Here is a 16,902-nt window from a genome sequence, read left to right as displayed (position 1 = left end):
AAATCGCAGTTTGATATTGCGTAAGTGAATAATCACGCGATAATCAGATAAACACCTTAATTAACAGCGGCCAACATCGATGGAAATTCGCGTATTTCGACAAGACGACTTTGAAGAAGTCATTACCCTGTGGGAGCGCTGCGATCTGCTGCGCCCCTGGAACGATCCGGAAATGGACATCGAGCGCAAGCTGAACCACGACCCGGAGCTGTTCTTGGTGGCGGAGGTTGGCGGTGAAGTGGTCGGTTCGGTGATGGGCGGCTATGACGGCCACCGCGGATCGGCTTATTACCTCGGGGTGCATCCCGACTATCGCGGGCGCGGCATCGCCAATGCGTTGATCAACCGTCTGGAGAAGAAGTTGATCGCCCGTGGCTGCCCGAAGATCCAGATTATGGTGCGCGAAGACAACGACACGGTGGTCGAGATGTACGAGAAGCTCGGCTACGAGATCCAGGGCATCACCAGCCTGGGCAAGCGGCTGATCGAAGATCAGGAATATTGAGCAGGCAGCGGGCGGCGGCGTCGCACCGCCCGCCGCAGCGCATTACGGCAGCTTTTTGACGGTTTTCACGTCCACTTCGAGGCTGTTCCAGTCTTTATCCACTTTACCTTCCAACTGCACCTTGTCTTTCGGCGTAACGGTCTGGCCGTTCCAGCGTTTGCGGTCGATATCGACCGTCAGGGTGCCGGTGGCGTCGCGGAAGGTATAGGTTTCGTCGCCGATGCGCTGTTCGATGTTGCCCTGCAGCATCACCCAGGTGTCGTCGCTCAGCGATTTCACCTTGTCCACGGTGGTCAGCGCCGCGCTGGGGCCGGAGAAACCGCCCTGCGGAGCAGGCTGTGTTTGCGCCTGCGGCGCGGCCGGATCGAGGAACCCGCCTTGTTGCGCCAGTACCGGTACGCTGCACAGCGCGATCAGAGCGGCCAGAGTCAGTTTTTTCATGTTGCGCTTCCTTATCGTTATCGAAAATCACATCCCGCTGATATCGGGTGCTTGCTTGGTGATAAGGATTAAAACACGCCGATCTTAAGAGCTTCTTAAGCCGACGCATTGAAATTCCCATCGCCGGCGCCCATCTGTAGCCATAGTCTTTTTATTCTGTTGGCAAGGAACGACCGTTGAAGCCATTCTCACCCCGCTTTTCCCCGGACGATTACGATCAGCACGGCACGCTGCGGCTGCCGCTGGGGTTTTGGGCCGTGCTGATTCTGCAGGCGCGCACCTGGCTGCTGTTCGTGATGGCCGGCGCTTCGCGCGAGCAGGGCGAAAGCTTGCTGGCGCTGTTTTATCCGGATACCCAACGCTTTTGGTACGGCATGCTGCTCGGTCTGCCGGCGGCGCTGGCGTTTTTGCTGAGCGGCCGTCGCCACCAATGGCCGCGGCTGTGGCGCGGCTGGCGCTGGGTGTTGGCAGCCTCTCTGCTGGCGTCGCTCGGCGGCTCGCTGTTCAGCCTGTGGCGCCAGGACGGCGATGCGCCGGGGCTGGAGTTGGCGTTGGCGCTGTTCGACGCGCTGGCGCTGAGCTATCTGCTGCTGAATGCGCGCCTGAAAGCCTGTTTCGCGCCGGCGGAGCAGGCTGACTAATTGCCGATAAGTGCGGCACTTTTCGCATTTTCCGCACTCCAAGCAGGCAACCGTTGGCGTAGTGCGGGCCGTTGTGAGAGGCTGGCACGCAGCAAAACGCCGAGTGCGGCAGGGGCGGGTTACCGCCCCGTGCCATTGATGTTTAAGGAGCTAGAGATGAATATTCGCCCCCTGCTGTTAGGGCTTCCGCTGTTACTGACCGGCTGTTCGAGCATGTCCAATTTCTCCTGGTCCAGCCTGTCGCCGTTCAACTGGTTCGGCAGCAGCCTGGAGGTCGGCGCCAAGGGCGTCGGCAAGCTCAACGCCGGCACGCCAATGTCGGAAAGCGCCATCAACGACGGGCTGGACGGCAACTACCGCCTGCGCGGCGGCATGGCGACCAACAACGGCCAGATCGTCTCTTACTATCAGGCGCTGTCCGGCGACGAAGTGAAGCTGGTGATCACCGGCGAACCGAAAGGGCGCCTGCAGCGGGTGGACGTGATGGATCCTAAAGTGGCGACGGAGTGGGGCAACAAGCTCGGCACGCCGTTCGGCGACATGTACAGCAAGGCGTTCGGTTCCTGTAAACCGGGCAGCGGCGAAGACGCCGGCAAGGTGGAGTGCGTGGCGGAGCAGAGCAAGTACGTCACCTACATCTTCAGCGGCAAGTGGGCCGGGGCGCAGGATATCATCCCGCCGGACGACACCCTGAAAAGCTGGACGGTCAGCAAGATCGTTTGGCACGCCAAACCGCAGCAGTAACGCTGTCAACGGGCGCCGGTGCGCGGCGCCTGCCTTTTCAAGCCATTACCCCTATTTTCTTTGCGCTGCTGCAAGGCAATCGCCCGTGCTTGCGGTATCATAGCGCGCGTTTGTAACAGGGAACCCGCGCGTCAACCGCCATACCTGTTGCCGGATTCTGGTATTGAGGATAACAACATGACACAGGTTCAGAGCGGCATTCTGCTGGAGCACTGCCGTTTCGCCATTTTTATGGAAGCCAGCGTACAGGGCGAATTCGCCGATTTGCGCCAGGGCTGCAAACAGTTTTGTCAGACGTTGAGCGAGCTGCAACAGCAGTTTCCCGATGCGCGCCTCGGCGCGGTTATCGCTTTCGGCTATGACGTCTGGCACGATCTCTCCAGCGGCCAGGGCGCGAAAGAACTGAAGCCGTTTACGCCGCTCGGCAAAGGACTGGCGCCGGCCACCCAGCGCGATATGCTGATCCACATTCAGTCGCTGCGCCACGACGTCAACTTTACGCTGGCGCAGGCCGCGTTGGCGGCGTTCGGCAACGTCATCAAGATCGAAGAAGAAACCCATGGCTTCCGCTGGGTGGAAGAGCGCGATCTGAGCGGCTTCATCGACGGCACCGAAAACCCGCAGGGCGACCAGCGCCCGGCAGTGGCGACGATCGCCGAGGGTGAAGAGGATGCGGGCGGCAGCTACGTGCTGGTGCAACGTTACGAGCACAACCTGCGCCAGTGGCAGCGTTTTACCACCGAACAGCAGGAGCAGATCATCGGCCGCACCAAGCACGACAGCGAAGAGCTGCCGGCGGACCAGCGCCCGGATACTTCGCACGTCAGCCGTGTCGATCTGAAAGAGGACGGCAAGGGCCTGAAGATTCTGCGCCAGAGCCTGCCTTACGGCACCGCCAGCGGCAAGCACGGCCTGTTCTTCATCGCCTATTGCGCGCGCCTGCACAATATCGAGCAGCAGCTGCTGAGCATGTTCGGCGATCTGGACGGCAAACGCGACGCGATGCTGCGTTTCAGCCGAGCGGTGACCGGCAGCTACTACTTTGCGCCATCGCTGACGCGCCTGCTGTCACTTTGACGCCGTTGCCGAAGCCGGCGCGCCCGGCTTCGGCCCGCATTCCCGACCCGAAAACGCCGCTCTTTTCCTGCCTTATAGCGTTTGATGCTTGTAAATCACTAAACGGTATATAAAAGCGTTACAGCTCCGCACCGAGTTATAAATACACTGGTCGTCAATAAGGCGAAAGCCTGAAGGACTGACTCAGTGATAAGGTGCAGAATGAAACAAAACCGGGTTAAAAATCTCGTGCTGAAAGGTTGGCTGGCGGCTGCGCTGTTGGCGAGCGGCGCAGCGTCGGCGGCGGAATTGCTGAACAGTTCTTATGACGTTTCCCGTGAATTGTTCGTCGCGCTGAACCCCGGCTTTGAACAGCAGTGGAATCAACAGCACCCGAACGACAAGCTGACCATCAAACAGTCGCACGCCGGTTCCTCCAAGCAGGCGCTGGCTATCCTGCAGGGCTTGCGCGCCGACGTGGTGACGTACAACCAGGTGACCGACGTGCAGATCCTGCACGATCGTGGGCAGCTGATCCCGGCGGACTGGCAGGCGCGCCTGCCCAACAACAGCTCGCCGTTCTATTCCACCATGGCGTTTTTAGTGCGCAAGGACAACCCGAAGGGCATCCACACCTGGAACGATTTGGTGCGCGACGACGTGAAGCTGGTGTTCCCGAATCCGAAAACCTCCGGCAATGGCCGCTACACCTATCTGGCCGCCTGGGGCGCCGCCAGCCAGGCTGACGGCAACGATCCGGCCAAGACCCGCGCCTTTATGACCCGCTTCCTGAAAAACGTACTGGTGTTCGATACCGGTGGCCGCGGCGCGACCACCACCTTCGTCGAACGCGGCTTGGGCGACGTGCTGATCAGCTTCGAGTCCGAAGTGAACAACATTCGTAAGCAATACGGTGAAGACAAGTACGAAGTGATCGTGCCGCCGGTCGATATTCTGGCGGAGTTTCCTGTGGCCTGGGTCGACAAAAACGTCGAGCGCAACGGCACCGAGCAGGCGGCCAAAGCCTATCTGAACTACCTCTACAGCCCGGCGGCGCAGCAGGTGATCACCAGCTTCTACTACCGCGTCTATGACCAGAAAGCGATGGCGGCGGCGAAAGGGCAATTCCCGGACACCAAACTGTTCCGGGTGGAAGACCAGTTCGGCGGTTGGCCGCAGGTGATGAAAACTCACTTCGCTACCGGCGGCGAGTTGGATCAGCTGTTAGCGGCAGGGCGCAAGTAAATGTTGGCGTTGTCGTCCAGTAAGCGGGTGCTGCCCGGATTTGGCCTCAGCCTCGGCAGCAGCCTGTTTTATACCTGTCTGATCCTGCTGCTGCCGCTCACCGCGCTGGTGATGCAGCTGGCGCAGATGAGCCTGGCGCAATATTGGGAAGTGATTTCCAACCCGCAGGTGGTGGCGGCGTACAAAGTGACGCTGCTGGCCGCCGGCGTCGCCAGCCTGTTCAACGCGGTGTTCGGCATGCTGATGGCCTGGATCCTGACGCGCTACCGTTTTCCCGGCCGTTCGCTGCTGGACGGCCTGATCGATCTGCCGTTCGCGCTGCCGACGGCGGTGGCCGGCCTGACGCTGGCCGGTCTGTTTTCCACCACTGGCTGGTACGGTCAGTGGCTGGCGCACTTTGACATTAAGGTCACCTTCACCTGGCTTGGGATCGCGGTGGCGATGGCGTTCACCAGCCTGCCGTTTGTGGTGCGCACCGTGCAGCCGGTTTTGGAAGAGCTGGGGCCGGAATACGAAGAGGCGGCCGAGACGCTGGGCGCCACGCGCTGGCAGAGCTTTCGCCGCGTGGTGTTGCCCGAGGTGGCGCCGGCACTGCTGGCCGGCACCGCCATTTCCTTTACCCGCAGCCTGGGCGAGTTCGGCGCGGTGATTTTCATCGCCGGCAACATCGCCTGGAAGACGGAAGTGACCTCGCTGATGATTTTTGTACGTTTGCAGGAGTTCGATTACCCGGCGGCCAGCGCTATCGCTTCGGTGATCCTGGCGGCGTCGCTGCTGCTGCTGTTCAGCATTAACGTATTGCAAAGCCGCTTCGGCAGACGTTTGGGAGGAGGGCACTGATGGCTGATGTTTCCGCCTTCAACGGCGCCGAGCGCCCGCGCGTCAACTGGGGCAAGTGGACGCTGATCGCCATCGGCGCGCTGTTTTCGGTGCTGCTGCTGGTGGTGCCGATGATGTCGATTTTCGCCGAGGCCTTCTCCAAAGGGTTCGGCGCGATGTGGAGCAACTTGCTCGATCCGGACATGCTGCACGCCATCTGGCTGACGGTCTTGATCGCGCTGATCACCGTGCCGTTCAACCTGGTGTTCGGCACCTTGCTGGCGTGGCTGGTGACGCGTTTCACCTTCCCCGGCCGCCAGCTGCTGCTGACGCTGATCGACATTCCGTTCGCCGTTTCACCGGTGGTGGCGGGGCTGATTTACCTGCTGTTTTACGGCAGCAACGGCCTGCTGGGCGGCTGGCTGGACGCGCATAACATCCAGATCATGTTCTCCTGGCCGGGCATGGTGCTGGTGACCATTTTCGTCACCTGTCCCTTCGTGGTGCGCGAGCTGGTGCCGATGATGCTCAGCCAGGGCAGCCAGGAAGACGAGGCCGCCATTCTTCTGGGGGCGTCCGGCTGGCAGATGTTCCGCCGCGTGACGCTGCCCAACATTCGCTGGGCGTTGCTATACGGTGTGGTGCTGACCAACGCGCGCGCCATCGGCGAGTTCGGCGCGGTGTCGGTGGTGTCCGGTTCGATTCGCGGCGAAACCTACAGTTTGCCGCTGCAGGTCGAGCTGTTGCAGCAGGATTACAACACCGTCGGCTCCTTTACCGCCGCCGCGCTGTTGACCCTGATGGCGATCGTTACCCTATTTTTGAAGAGTGCGCTGCAGTGGCGTCTGGAACGCCAGAACGCGCGTCTCGAGCGGGAGGAAAATCATGAGCATTGAGATTAACGGCATCAACAAGTACTTCGGTCGCACCAAGGTATTGAACGATATCTCGCTCGATATTGCTTCCGGCGAGATGGTGGCGCTGCTCGGGCCGTCCGGTTCCGGCAAGACCACGCTGCTGCGCATCATCGCCGGGCTGGAAAGCCAGAGCGGCGGCAAACTGGGCTTCCACGGCACCGATGTCAGCCACATGCACGCGCGCGACAGGCGTGTGGGCTTCGTGTTTCAGCACTATGCGCTGTTCCGCCACATGACGGTGTTCGACAATATCGCCTTTGGCCTGACCGTACTGCCGCGTCGCGAGCGTCCGAACGCCGCGGCGATCAAACAGAAAGTCACTCAGCTGCTGGAAATGGTACAGCTGAGCCACCTGGCCAGCCGCTATCCGTCGCAGCTGTCCGGCGGCCAGAAACAGCGCGTGGCGCTGGCGCGCGCCTTGGCGGTGGAACCGCAAATTCTGCTGCTGGACGAACCGTTCGGCGCGCTGGATGCGCAGGTGCGCAAAGAGCTGCGCCGCTGGCTGCGTCAGTTGCATGAAGAGCTGAAGTTCACCAGCGTGTTCGTCACCCACGATCAGGAAGAGGCGATGGAAGTGGCCGACCGCATCGTGGTGATGAGCCAGGGCAATATCGAACAGGTCGGTTCGCCGATCGAAATCATGCGCGAACCGGCCAGCCGCTTCGTGCTGGAATTCATGGGGGAAGTGAACCGCCTGAACGGCGAAATTCGCGGTTCCCAGCTGTTCGTCGGCGCGCACCAGTGGCCGCTGTCGTTCCAGCCGATGCATCAGGGCAGCGTCGATCTGTTCCTGCGCCCGTGGGAAATGGAAGTGGCTACTGAGAGCAGCGAGCGCTGCCCGCTGCCGGTACAGGTGCTGGAAGTCAGCCCGCGCGGCCACTTCTGGCAGCTGACGGTGCAACCGATCGGCTGGCACCAGGAACCGATCAGCGTGGTACTGCCGGAAGGCAACGCCACGCCGGTGCGCGGCGGCCGCTATTACGTCGGCAGCCTCAATGCGCGGCTGTATGCCGGCGATCAACTGCTGCAACCTGTTGCGTTAGCCAAAAGCGCCTGATAGGTTTTAGCTGCCCTTTTGTTCAAGGCAACCCCAGGGTTGCCTTTTTACTTTACGTACATCAACAACACACAGGCAAAGATCGTGACAACGCTCGAACAATGCATCGGGAATACCCCGCTGGTAAAACTGCAACGGCTGGCCGCCCAGGCGGGCAGCGAAGTATGGGTCAAACTGGAAGGCAATAACCCGGCGGGATCGGTGAAGGATCGCGCTGCGTTGGCGATGATCCAGCAGGCGGAGCTGCGCGGTGAGATCAAGCCCGGCGACGTGCTGATCGAGGCCACCAGCGGCAACACCGGCATTGCGCTGGCGATGATCGCTGCATTGAAAGGCTATACGCTGAAGCTGCTGATGCCGGAGAACATGAGCCTGGAGCGGCAGGCGGCAATGCGTGCCTACGGCGCCGAGCTGATCCTGGTTAGCCGTGAACAGGGAATGGAGGGCGCGCGCGATCTGGCGCTGGAGATGCAGCGCCAGGGGCAGGGCAAGGTGCTGGATCAGTTCAATAACCTGGACAACCCCTACGCCCACTTCACCACCACCGGCCCGGAGATCTGGCGCCAGACCGAAGGGCGCATCACGCACTTCGTTTCCAGCATGGGCACCACCGGCACCATTACCGGCGTGGGCGGTTACCTGAAGAGCCAGAACCCACAGGTGCAGATCATCGGCCTGCAGCCGGCGGAAGGCAGCAGCATCCCCGGCATTCGCCGTTGGGCGCCCGCTTACCTGCCGGGCATTTTCCGCCCGGAGCTGGTGGATCAGGTGCTGGATATCGAACAGGGCGATGCCGAGCAGACCATGCGTCAGTTGGCGCAGCGTGAAGGTATCTTCTGCGGCGTCAGCTCCGGTGGCGCGGTAGTCGGCGCCCTGCGCGTCGCGGCGGCTCACCCCGGCAGCGTCGTGGTGGCGATCGTCTGCGATCGCGGCGATCGCTACCTCTCCACCGGCGTATTCGACTGAGTCCCCCTCCCGGCGGCGCGTCCCGCCGGGAAACGCCTTCTCACCTCCCTGTTACAGACTGTCTGTCCGGCCCGCCGAAGCGGCGGCTATCGCCTGCTCGCGCGCCAATCCCCTGACTGAAGTAGAGAAATCTCGCAACAGCGGCCACAATAACGGTGGCGAGACGCAAAGAGCGATGTGTAAGGATTGAGTAAAACCGGCTGCGGGCCGGCGGAATTGGCGGGAAAATAACGAAAATCGGTGAAGGAGCAAGGCATGAAAATTTTACTGGTCGACGATGACCTGGAGCTTGGCACCATGCTGAGCGAATACCTGACGGGCGAAGGCTTCGACGCCACGCTGGTGCTGACCGGCAAGGCGGGGGTCGAAGGCGCGCTGTCGGGCGATTATACCGCGATGATCCTCGACATCATGCTGCCGGACATGAGCGGCATCGACGTGCTGCGCGACGTGCGTAAAAAGAGCCGGCTGCCGATCATCATGCTGACAGCCAAAGGCGACAACATCGATCGGGTGATTGGCCTGGAGATGGGGGCCGACGATTACATGCCCAAGCCATGCTATCCGCGCGAATTGGTGGCGCGTCTGCGCGCGGTGCTGCGCCGTTTCGAAGAGCGGCCGCAAGAGGCGGACGACGAGGCCGCCATCAGCTTCGGCGAGCTGACGCTGAACCCTTCTACCCGCAGCAGCGAATGGCGGGGCAAGGCGTTTGATCTGACGGCTTCGGAATTCAATCTGCTGGAGCTGTTGCTGCGCGCGCCGGATCGCGTGGTGTCGAAGGACGAACTGTCCGAGAAAGGACTGGGGCGCCCGCGCGAGGCCTATGATCGCAGCGTAGACGTGCATATCAGCAATATCCGCCAGAAGCTGAGCGCGCTGGCCGGCAGTAAGCTGAGCATCGAGACGGTGCGCAGCATCGGCTATCGTATACGGTAACCAGACATGCGCGGAAGACTGTTCTGGAAAATTTTGCTCGGCTTTTGGCTGACCTTCCTCATTATGACGCAGGCCTTGTGGGTGGCGTTTTCTCTTTATGGCGACCGCTATGTGCCGCCGGAGAATTCCATGGCACGGCGGGCGATCGGCTTGCTGCTGACCTCCGCCACCACCCAGTTGCGCAGCGGCGGCATGCCGGCGCTGGAAGCCCTGATGCGCGACTGGCCGGAGGACGATCGGCGTCTGCTGTCCGTTACGCCGATGACCCAACCGCCGCCTGAGCCGGAAGAACCGGTGTTTGAAGGGCGGCGGATGCCGAAAGAGATTTCCGCCTGGGTGCAGACTGGAGAAGGGCAGGGGTACTGGCTGAGTTATAACGTGCGCGGGCTGCGGGAAGAGTATCGGCCGGAGCGGCGTTCCCACTTCTTCAACATTCCAGCGCCGATGCTGTGGGTCGGCGGGCTGGGCGGTTTGCTGTTCAGCGCCGTGCTGGCCTGGAACCTGACCCGCCCGATGCGTCAGCTGCGCGGCGGCCTGGATCGGGTGGCGCAGGGCGATCTGTCGGTGCGGCTGTACCCGAATATGCGGCGGCGTCATGACGAACTGTCTGACGTGGCGCGCGATTTCGATACCATGGCCGAGCGGCTGGAGCTGCTGGTCAGCGCCCGTGAGCAGTTGCTGCACGATGTTTCGCACGAACTGCGTTCACCGTTGGCGCGCCTGCAGTTGGCCATCGGCCTGGCGCGGCAGAATGCCGGCAACGTCGAAACCTCGCTGAAGCGCATCGAACATGAGTCGGGGCGGTTGGACAAAATGATCGGCGAACTGCTGGCGCTGTCGCGTACCGAACACAGCAGCTTGCCGGACGAAGAGTATTTCGATCTGTATGGTCTGGTGGACGCGGTGGTGAGCGATGCGCGCTACGAGGCTCAGGTGCCCGGCGTGGATATCGTGCTGCAGGCCGAATCGGATGTGGAGTACACCGTCAAGGGCAATGCGGAGCTGATGCGGCGTGCGGTGGATAACGTCGTGCGTAATGCGTTGCGCTTTTCCAGCCACGGTCAGCGGGTGACGGTGGCGCTGTCGCGCGTCGACAATCAGTTTCAGATCGCCGTCAGCGATCAGGGGCCGGGCGTCGAGGAGTCGAAGCTGTCGAGCATTTTCGATCCTTTCGTGCGCGTGAAATCGGCGCTGTCGGGCAAGGGCTACGGCCTTGGGCTGGCGATTACCCGCAAGGTGGTGCTGGCGCACGGCGGCCAGGTTGAGGCGCGCAACGGCGACAAAGAGGGGTTGATCATCACTCTGCGCGTGCCGCGCTGGTCGTCATGACGCAGCGAGATGGGGATACCCTGAAGGGATAAAAAAAACGGCGCCGAGGGCGCCGTTTTTTATTGATCATCCGCGATTACTTCTTGATGCGGATGATCGGGGTTTCGCCAACGGTTACGCTGCCGGACAGTTTGATCAGCTCTTTGATCTCGTCCATGTTGGAGATAACGACCGGCGTCAGGGTCGACTTGGCTTTCTCTTCCAGCAGAGGCAGGTTGAACTCGATAACGACGTCGCCTTTCTTGACGCGCTGACCTTCTTCGGCGATGCGTTTGAAGCCTTCGCCTTTCAGTTCTACGGTATCGATGCCGAAGTGGACGAACAGCTCAATGCCGCTGTCGGATTCGATAGAGAATGCATGGTTGGTTTCGAAAATCTTGCCGATGGTGCCGTCAACCGGAGCAACCATTTTGTTGCCGGCCGGTTTGATAGCGATACCGTCGCCAACGATTTTTTCAGCGAACACTACGTCCGGCACATCTTCGATATTGACGATTTCGCCAGAAAGGGGAGCGACGATCTCGATAGTGCCCGTGTCTTTCTTGTCATCAGAAACCAGAGATTTCAGTTTATCGAACAAACCCATGATCTTCTCCTAAGCATTAAATTGGGCGGCGTTCCAGTGTCGTGGAAGTTTAGCAGAGCGTTTTTTCTTCGATGAATTTATTGACGCAATTCATCAGGTCTTGTGCCGTTGGCTGTGCCAAGGCTTGCGCTGCCAACGCCTTCACATCTTCGAAATTCGTGTTGCGAATAATTTTCTTGATGCGCGGGATTGAAATCGCACTCATGCTGAACTCATCCAGCCCCATGCCCAATAACAACAGTGTAGCACGCTCATCGCCAGCCAGTTCACCGCACATGCCGGTCCACTTGCCTTCCGCGTGAGATGCATCAATAACCTGTTTAATCAGGCCAAGTACTGATGGGGACATCGGGTTATAGAGATGAGAAATCAGCTCGTTGCCGCGATCTACCGCCAGAGTATACTGGGTTAGATCGTTTGTCCCAATACTAAAGAAGTCGACTTCTTTCGCCAGGTGGTGAGCGATGACCGCCGCAGCCGGTGTTTCCACCATCACGCCCACTTCGATGCTCTCGTCAAACGCCTTGCCTTCTTCGCGCAGCTGCGCCTTCAGCGTCTCGATTTCGCCTTTCAGATCGCGCACTTCTTCCACGGAGATGATCATCGGGAACATGATGCGCAGTTTGCCGAACGCCGAGGCGCGCAGGATGGCGCGCAGCTGGGCATGCAGGATTTCACGGCGGTCCATCGCGATGCGGATGGCGCGCCAGCCGAGGAACGGGTTCTCTTCCTTCGGCAGGTTCATGTACGGCAGGTCTTTGTCGCCGCCGATGTCCATGGTGCGGACGATCACCGCTTGCGAGCCCATGGCTTCCGCCACGGCCTTGTAAGCCTGGAACTGCTCGTCTTCGGTCGGCAGCGAGTCGCGGTCCATGAACAGGAATTCGGTACGATACAGGCCGACACCTTCCGCGCCGTTGCGCTCTGCACCCGCGACGTCGCGCACGGTGCCGATGTTGGCGCAGACTTCAACCTGATGGCCGTCCAGCGTAATCGCCGGCAGGTCCTTCAGCTTGGCCAGATCGTTTTTCTCGGTGATGTATTGGTTCTGGGCGGCCTTCAGCTGATCGATAACGTCAGCGGTCGGGTTAACGTAAATTTTGTTGTTAACCGCGTCCAGAATCAGGTAGTCGTCGTTTTTCACCTGCTTGGTCACGTCGCTGGTACCGACGATCGCCGGCAGCTCCAGGGAGCGCGCCATGATGGAGGTGTGGGAGGTACGGCCGCCGAGGTCGGTGATGAAGCCCAGCACTTTGTCCAGGTTCAGCTGCGCGGTCTCTGACGGGGTCAGATCGGTGGCCACCAGGATCACTTCGTCCTGAATGGAGCCCAGATCGACGATCGGCATGCCCAGGATGTTCTGCAGCAGGCGCTTGCCGATGTCGCGCACGTCGGCGGCGCGTTCTTTCAGGTATTCGTCGTCCAGCTCTTCCAACGCTTTCGCCTGACCTTCGATCACGGTGTAGGCGGCGGCGTCTGCGGAGGCCAGCTCATCTTTGATTAGGGCTATGATTTCCTGCTCAAGCTCTTCGTCTTCCAGCAACATGATGTGGCCTTCGAAGATAGCTTCCTTCTCTTCGCCGAAGGTTTCGCCAGCTTTGGTCTTGATCGCTTCCAGCTGTTCGGACGCTTTCGCGCGGCCGGCCAGAAAACGCGAGACTTCCTGCTCTACTTGATCAGCAGAGATTTTTTTCCGGTTGATGACAATGTCGTCTTCTTTCAGCAAGAGAGCCTTACCAAAAGCGATGCCCGGTGATACTAAAATGCCTGAAATCATAACCCTACCTTACTCTTGACTGGTGTTAACTAAAAAGACGGGCCGATTACTCAAGCTCTGCCATCAGTTTTACCAAGTGCTCAACGGCTTTCTGCTCGTCTTCACCTTCAGCGGAGATGGTCACTACGGTCCCTTGAGTCAGCCCCAGAGTTTGCAGTTTGAACAGACTTTTAGCGCTGGCGCTTTTGCCGTTGGAGGTCACGGTGATGTCAGACGTGAAGCCTTTGGCTTCTTTAACGAACTGAGCGGCAGGGCGAGTATGCAGACCATTCGGAGCGGTAATAGTAACTTCTTGCTGGAACATTGATGTTTCCCCAACTTATTGGATTAATGTTGTGGTGCTAAAGTTTAGCCCAGGGGCCTGACTTTAGCTTGCCTGGTTATAGCGCCTGACTATGGACAGGGGCGAACGTTGATGCAACAGAAAACGACGCGTTAGGCACTTCAGATCAAAAAACTCGGCTTTAGACGTCGTTCCAATCCGCTCCCCATTATGCCCGATTCGACGCGTCGGCGACAGATGAGTAAATCGATTCAGCCTTGACCGGGCTCGGGGGGTGATTAATTTTGCGCATCGAAATAATGCACCGTTAAATACTAAAGCCGACGGGCAAAAGCAATCTTGGACTGCTATAAAGTTTGATCCAGTCCACAAAAAAGCACCCCGCAGGGTGCTTTTTTAGCGATTTGTGCAGTGCTGGAATTACTGCTGCAATTCCTGCTCGGTGAACAGATCGGCAAACAGCGCGGTGCTCAAATAACGTTCGCCGGAAGACGGCAGTATCACCACGATGGTCTTGTCGGCGAATGCCGGTTCTTCGGCCAGTTTTACCGCCGCCGCGACCGCCGCGCCGGAGGAGATACCCGCCAGGATGCCTTCTTCGTCCATCAGGCGACGCGCCATGCTGATGGCTTCGTCGTTGGAGATTTTCTCGACGCGATCCACCAGGTCCAGATCGAGGTTGCCCGGAATGAAACCGGCGCCGATGCCCTGAATCTTGTGCGGGCCCGGTTTCAGCTCTTCACCGGCCAGCGCCTGGCTGATGACCGGCGAGTCGGTCGGCTCGACCGCCACGGTGGTGATGGCTTTGCCTTTGGTGTTCTTGATGTAGCGGCTGACGCCGGTCAGCGTGCCGCCGGTGCCGACGCCGGAGATGAACACGTCGACTTCCCCGTCGGTGTCTTCCCAGATTTCCGGGCCGGTGGTTTTCTCATGGATCGCCGGGTTGGCCGGGTTGCTGAACTGTTGCAGGATCAGGTAACGGTTCGGATCGGTGGCGACGATCTCTTCCGCTTTGGCGATGGCGCCCTTCATGCCTTTCGCCCCTTCAGTCAGCACCAGGTTGGCGCCCAGCGCCTTGAGCAGCTTGCGGCGCTCGATGCTCATGGTTTCCGGCATGGTCAGCGTCAGCTTGTAACCGCGCGCGGCGGCGACGAAGGCCAGCGCGATGCCGGTGTTGCCGCTGGTGGGCTCTACCAGTTCCTTGCCGGCGGTCAGCACGCCGCGTTGTTCCGCATCCCAAATCATATTGGCACCGATGCGGCATTTGACGCTGAAGCTCGGGTTGCGTGATTCAACCTTGGCCAGAATGCGTCCGTTGCCGATACGGTTCAGACGAACCAGCGGCGTATGGCCGATTGTTAATGAGTTGTCTTCATATATCTTGCTCATAGCCCGTCCTTTAACTCTATGAAAATGTGGGGAACATCGAAAGCATACGCTAACAGTACCGGCAGGGAAGTAAAGAATTGGTATATCTATATGTTATTAGGAAATAAGTTTTAAGCACAATGATAAGGGCGCGAAATGCGCGCCCTGTCGAAAATTCCCGCGCTATCGGCGGTAAAAAACGTCGATTATCGGACGAATTGCGAGCGGTAGCGATCGACCCACATCGCGGTGGCGCCGCAGACGGCGACCGGCAGGATCACCAGATTGAGGATCGGGATCATGGTGAACAGGCTGACCAGCGCGCCGAACTGCAGGTTGTCGGTTTTGTGCTGGCGCAAGGCGCGGCGCATGTCGGCAAAGCTCACCTTGTGGTTGTCGAACGGGTAGTCGCAATACTGGATCGCCAGCATCCAGGCGCTGAACAGGAACCACAGCACCGGCGCCACCGTCTGACCGATGCCGGGCACGAAATACAGCGCCAGCAGCAGCAGCGCGCGCGGCAGGTAATACATCAGCTTGCGCCATTCGCGCGCCATGATGCGCGGCAGATCTTTGGCGATGCCGAGCAGGCCGGTGTCCGGCAGCGGTTTGCCGGTCAGGCTGCCTTCGAGCTGTTCCGCCAGCAGGCCGCAGAACGGCGCGGCAATAAGATTGGTGATGGTGCTGAACAGATAGCTGAACACCAGCAGCACCGAAACGACCGCCAGCGGCCACAGCAGGTAGCTCAACCATTGCAGCCAGTCGGGCACGTGGCTCATCATCGCCGGGATCCAGTCGCCAAGTCGGCTGAACAGCCACCAGAAAGCGGAGCCCATCAGCAGCACGTTGACCAGCAACGGCAGGACCACATAGCGTTTAATCCCCGGGCGTGAAATCAGGCGCCAGCCTTCGGCGAAATAGTGAATGCCGCTGGTCGGGCGGGAAGGGGGCTGCGTATAGGACATATCTTAAGTTATCTCGTTGTCTGAACAGGCATCATTATCATATAGGGATGATTTTCCACTGGCTAGGGTAGGGTTGGCTGAAAAACCAGCAGAAAAAGGCAGTATAATCATCTTTATTGGCATAAAGTTCAGCACGGACTTGCACTTGTGTGCGCGGGCAAATAGAGTTAAAGAGTGAATGTTTGCCGCGGTGGCAATGTATTGGAACAACAGAGATAGCAATGATGCAGGATTTGCGTCTGATATTAATCGTTGTTGGCGCGATCGCCATAATAGCGCTGTTATTGCACGGTCTGTGGACCAGTCGCAAAGAACGGTCAGCGCTCTTCCGCGATCGCCCAGCCAAACGTTCCCAAAAGGAACGTGAACAAACTCCGATCGACGATCTCGAAGAAGGCGTCGGTGAGGTGCGCGTGCGCGCCGCTCACCCGCAAGACGAGCCGTCATTCGGCCATTTCGATGCCGCACGCGAAGAACCCGTGGCCGCGCCGAAGCCCGCTCCGGCGGCTGCGCCAGCGCCCCGCGCCGTTCAGCCGGCCGCTCATCAGACACCGCCTCCGCTGTCTCAGCGGCCGGAGTATGATGACATCCTGCTGAACAACTACGCGCCGGACGAAGAACAGGCCGAGCCGCAGCAACCGCAACCGGCCGCGCGCCGCGAGCCGCGCGTCGACGATCTGCCGCATGAACATGAGGCGCCGCAGGTGGCGGAACCGCCATTCCACGCCGAACCGGCCCCTGTGCAGCCCGCGCCGGCAGCGAAGCCGGCGCAGGAACCTGCGCCGCAGCCACAACAGCCGGCGGTTGCGCCAATTCCGGCTAAGCTGAAAGAGACCGTGCTGGTGTTGCACGTCGCGGCCCATCAGGGCGGCGTGATCGGCGGCGAAGTGCTGCTGCAGAGCGTGTTGCAGGCGGGCTTCCAGTTTGGCGAGATGGGCATCTTCCACCGCCATATCAGCCCGGCCGGCAGCGGCCCGGTGCTGTTCAGCCTGGCGAACATGGTCAAGCCGGGATCGTTCGATCCTGACATGATGTCCGACTTCTCCACGCCGGGCGTGTCGATGTTCATGATGGTGCCGTCTTACGGCGACGCCAATCAGAACTTCAAGCTGATGCTGCAGTCGGCGCAGCGCATCGCCGACGACGTGGGCGGCGTGGTGCTGGACGACGAGCGCCGCATGATGACGCCGCAGAAGCTGGAAACCTACAAAGCGCGCATCCGTGAAGTGTTGGAAAACAACGCCTGACCGGGTTGCCGCGCGCACTG

18 protein-coding genes are annotated in these 16,902 nt (G+C 60.0%); 12 read left to right on the top strand and 6 right to left on the bottom strand.

The window, feature by feature from the left end; all coding sequences use genetic code 11:
* Window positions 1-79 precede the first annotated feature (79 nt).
* On the top strand, window positions 80-505 hold the full coding sequence (locus tag AC6BYQ_RS25080; RefSeq protein WP_004936504.1) for a GNAT family acetyltransferase: 426 nt from the start codon (window positions 80-82) through the stop codon (window positions 503-505).
* Between the two features lie 42 nt (window positions 506-547).
* Here the strand turns inward: AC6BYQ_RS25080 and AC6BYQ_RS25075 are convergent, their stop codons facing one another.
* Complete coding sequence (locus AC6BYQ_RS25075; protein ID WP_498057679.1) at window positions 548-946, bottom strand: YgiW/YdeI family stress tolerance OB fold protein; 399 nt, start codon at window positions 944-946, stop codon at window positions 548-550.
* A gap of 176 nt (window positions 947-1,122) precedes the next feature.
* On the opposite strand from AC6BYQ_RS25075, the gene AC6BYQ_RS25070 reads away from it, so the two are divergent.
* The 10 genes from AC6BYQ_RS25070 to AC6BYQ_RS25025 all read left to right on the top strand — a co-directional run bounded on the left by AC6BYQ_RS25070 (window position 1,123) and on the right by AC6BYQ_RS25025 (window position 10,656).
* Complete coding sequence (locus tag AC6BYQ_RS25070; RefSeq protein WP_019453856.1) at window positions 1,123-1,587, top strand: DUF2919 domain-containing protein; 465 nt, start codon at window positions 1,123-1,125, stop codon at window positions 1,585-1,587.
* Between the two features lie 156 nt (window positions 1,588-1,743).
* A complete protein-coding gene (locus tag AC6BYQ_RS25065) occupies window positions 1,744-2,331 on the top strand; it encodes an RpoE-regulated lipoprotein (protein ID WP_019453855.1) in 588 nt (195 codons plus the stop codon).
* Window positions 2,332-2,508: 177 nt separating this feature from the next.
* Window positions 2,509-3,408: a Dyp-type peroxidase gene (locus AC6BYQ_RS25060; protein WP_019453854.1), complete on the top strand. Its 900-nt coding sequence runs from the start codon at window positions 2,509-2,511 to the stop codon at window positions 3,406-3,408.
* A gap of 201 nt (window positions 3,409-3,609) precedes the next feature.
* Complete coding sequence (locus AC6BYQ_RS25055; protein ID WP_019453853.1) at window positions 3,610-4,632, top strand: sulfate ABC transporter substrate-binding protein; 1,023 nt, start codon at window positions 3,610-3,612, stop codon at window positions 4,630-4,632.
* The gene (gene cysT / locus AC6BYQ_RS25050; protein ID WP_019453852.1) at window positions 4,633-5,472 is read left to right on the top strand and encodes a sulfate/thiosulfate ABC transporter permease CysT; all 840 of its coding nucleotides are present in this window, start codon (window positions 4,633-4,635) and stop codon (window positions 5,470-5,472) included.
* Window positions 5,472-6,347 carry a sulfate/thiosulfate ABC transporter permease CysW gene (gene cysW, locus AC6BYQ_RS25045; RefSeq protein WP_019453851.1) on the top strand — a complete coding sequence of 292 codons (876 nt, stop codon included), beginning with the start codon at window positions 5,472-5,474 and terminating at the stop codon, window positions 6,345-6,347. The genes cysT and cysW overlap by 1 nt, the downstream gene beginning before the upstream one ends.
* Window positions 6,337-7,425 (top strand): sulfate/thiosulfate ABC transporter ATP-binding protein CysA, encoded by a 1,089-nt coding sequence (gene cysA / locus AC6BYQ_RS25040; RefSeq protein ID WP_498057678.1) that lies wholly within the window; start codon window positions 6,337-6,339, stop codon window positions 7,423-7,425. Before cysW ends, cysA begins: the two co-directional genes overlap by 11 nt.
* An 84-nt stretch (window positions 7,426-7,509) precedes the next feature.
* The gene (cysM, locus tag AC6BYQ_RS25035; protein WP_063919973.1) at window positions 7,510-8,391 is read left to right on the top strand and encodes a cysteine synthase CysM; all 882 of its coding nucleotides are present in this window, start codon (window positions 7,510-7,512) and stop codon (window positions 8,389-8,391) included.
* A 255-nt stretch (window positions 8,392-8,646) separates the two neighbouring features.
* The gene (locus AC6BYQ_RS25030) at window positions 8,647-9,327 is read left to right on the top strand and encodes a response regulator transcription factor (protein ID WP_025303784.1); all 681 of its coding nucleotides are present in this window, start codon (window positions 8,647-8,649) and stop codon (window positions 9,325-9,327) included.
* 6 nt (window positions 9,328-9,333) lie between these two features.
* Entirely contained in the window at window positions 9,334-10,656 is a 1,323-nt protein-coding gene (locus tag AC6BYQ_RS25025) for an ATP-binding protein (protein ID WP_025160147.1), read from the top strand.
* A 76-nt stretch (window positions 10,657-10,732) separates the two neighbouring features.
* Here the strand turns inward: AC6BYQ_RS25025 and crr are convergent, their stop codons facing one another.
* From crr to cysZ, 5 genes are all read right to left on the bottom strand, one after another.
* Window positions 10,733-11,242, bottom strand: coding sequence for a PTS glucose transporter subunit IIA (gene crr / locus AC6BYQ_RS25020; protein ID WP_004936467.1), 510 nt, complete (start codon window positions 11,240-11,242; stop codon window positions 10,733-10,735).
* A gap of 49 nt (window positions 11,243-11,291) precedes the next feature.
* Window positions 11,292-13,019: a phosphoenolpyruvate-protein phosphotransferase PtsI gene (gene ptsI, locus AC6BYQ_RS25015; RefSeq protein ID WP_025160148.1), complete on the bottom strand. Its 1,728-nt coding sequence runs from the start codon at window positions 13,017-13,019 to the stop codon at window positions 11,292-11,294.
* Window positions 13,020-13,065: 46 nt separating this feature from the next.
* Entirely contained in the window at window positions 13,066-13,323 is a 258-nt protein-coding gene (gene ptsH, locus AC6BYQ_RS25010; RefSeq protein ID WP_004936458.1) for a phosphocarrier protein Hpr, read from the bottom strand.
* A gap of 399 nt (window positions 13,324-13,722) precedes the next feature.
* Entirely contained in the window at window positions 13,723-14,691 is a 969-nt protein-coding gene (cysK, locus tag AC6BYQ_RS25005; RefSeq protein WP_016926786.1) for a cysteine synthase A, read from the bottom strand.
* Between the two features lie 185 nt (window positions 14,692-14,876).
* Window positions 14,877-15,635, bottom strand: coding sequence for a sulfate transporter CysZ (gene cysZ, locus AC6BYQ_RS25000; protein WP_019453845.1), 759 nt, complete (start codon window positions 15,633-15,635; stop codon window positions 14,877-14,879).
* A 221-nt stretch (window positions 15,636-15,856) separates the two neighbouring features.
* Here cysZ and zipA point away from each other — a divergent pair, with 221 nt between their 5' ends.
* On the top strand, window positions 15,857-16,882 hold the full coding sequence (gene zipA, locus AC6BYQ_RS24995) for a cell division protein ZipA (RefSeq protein ID WP_498057677.1): 1,026 nt from the start codon (window positions 15,857-15,859) through the stop codon (window positions 16,880-16,882).
* The last annotated feature ends 20 nt before the right edge of the window (window positions 16,883-16,902 follow it).

This window comes from Serratia sp. LTN-2, assembly GCF_059740205.1.
This window is presented reverse-complemented; position numbering and strand designations above follow the sequence as displayed.

Coding starts and splice junctions, on each gene's coding strand:
- cysA (WP_498057678.1), top strand. CDS start 6,337: ATGAGCATTGAGATTAACGGCATCAACAAGTACTTCGGTCGCACCAAG.
- AC6BYQ_RS25025 (WP_025160147.1), top strand. CDS start 9,334: ATGCGCGGAAGACTGTTCTGGAAAATTTTGCTCGGCTTTTGGCTGACC.
- cysZ (WP_019453845.1), bottom strand. CDS start 15,635: ATGTCCTATACGCAGCCCCCTTCCCGCCCGACCAGCGGCATTCACTAT.
- AC6BYQ_RS25060 (WP_019453854.1), top strand. CDS start 2,509: ATGACACAGGTTCAGAGCGGCATTCTGCTGGAGCACTGCCGTTTCGCC.
- ptsI (WP_025160148.1), bottom strand. CDS start 13,019: ATGATTTCAGGCATTTTAGTATCACCGGGCATCGCTTTTGGTAAGGCT.
- AC6BYQ_RS25075 (WP_498057679.1), bottom strand. CDS start 946: ATGAAAAAACTGACTCTGGCCGCTCTGATCGCGCTGTGCAGCGTACCG.
- AC6BYQ_RS25080 (WP_004936504.1), top strand. CDS start 80: ATGGAAATTCGCGTATTTCGACAAGACGACTTTGAAGAAGTCATTACC.
- ptsH (WP_004936458.1), bottom strand. CDS start 13,323: ATGTTCCAGCAAGAAGTTACTATTACCGCTCCGAATGGTCTGCATACT.
- cysT (WP_019453852.1), top strand. CDS start 4,633: ATGTTGGCGTTGTCGTCCAGTAAGCGGGTGCTGCCCGGATTTGGCCTC.
- crr (WP_004936467.1), bottom strand. CDS start 11,242: ATGGGTTTGTTCGATAAACTGAAATCTCTGGTTTCTGATGACAAGAAA.
- zipA (WP_498057677.1), top strand. CDS start 15,857: ATGATGCAGGATTTGCGTCTGATATTAATCGTTGTTGGCGCGATCGCC.
- cysW (WP_019453851.1), top strand. CDS start 5,472: ATGGCTGATGTTTCCGCCTTCAACGGCGCCGAGCGCCCGCGCGTCAAC.
- AC6BYQ_RS25065 (WP_019453855.1), top strand. CDS start 1,744: ATGAATATTCGCCCCCTGCTGTTAGGGCTTCCGCTGTTACTGACCGGC.
- AC6BYQ_RS25030 (WP_025303784.1), top strand. CDS start 8,647: ATGAAAATTTTACTGGTCGACGATGACCTGGAGCTTGGCACCATGCTG.
- AC6BYQ_RS25055 (WP_019453853.1), top strand. CDS start 3,610: ATGAAACAAAACCGGGTTAAAAATCTCGTGCTGAAAGGTTGGCTGGCG.
- cysK (WP_016926786.1), bottom strand. CDS start 14,691: ATGAGCAAGATATATGAAGACAACTCATTAACAATCGGCCATACGCCG.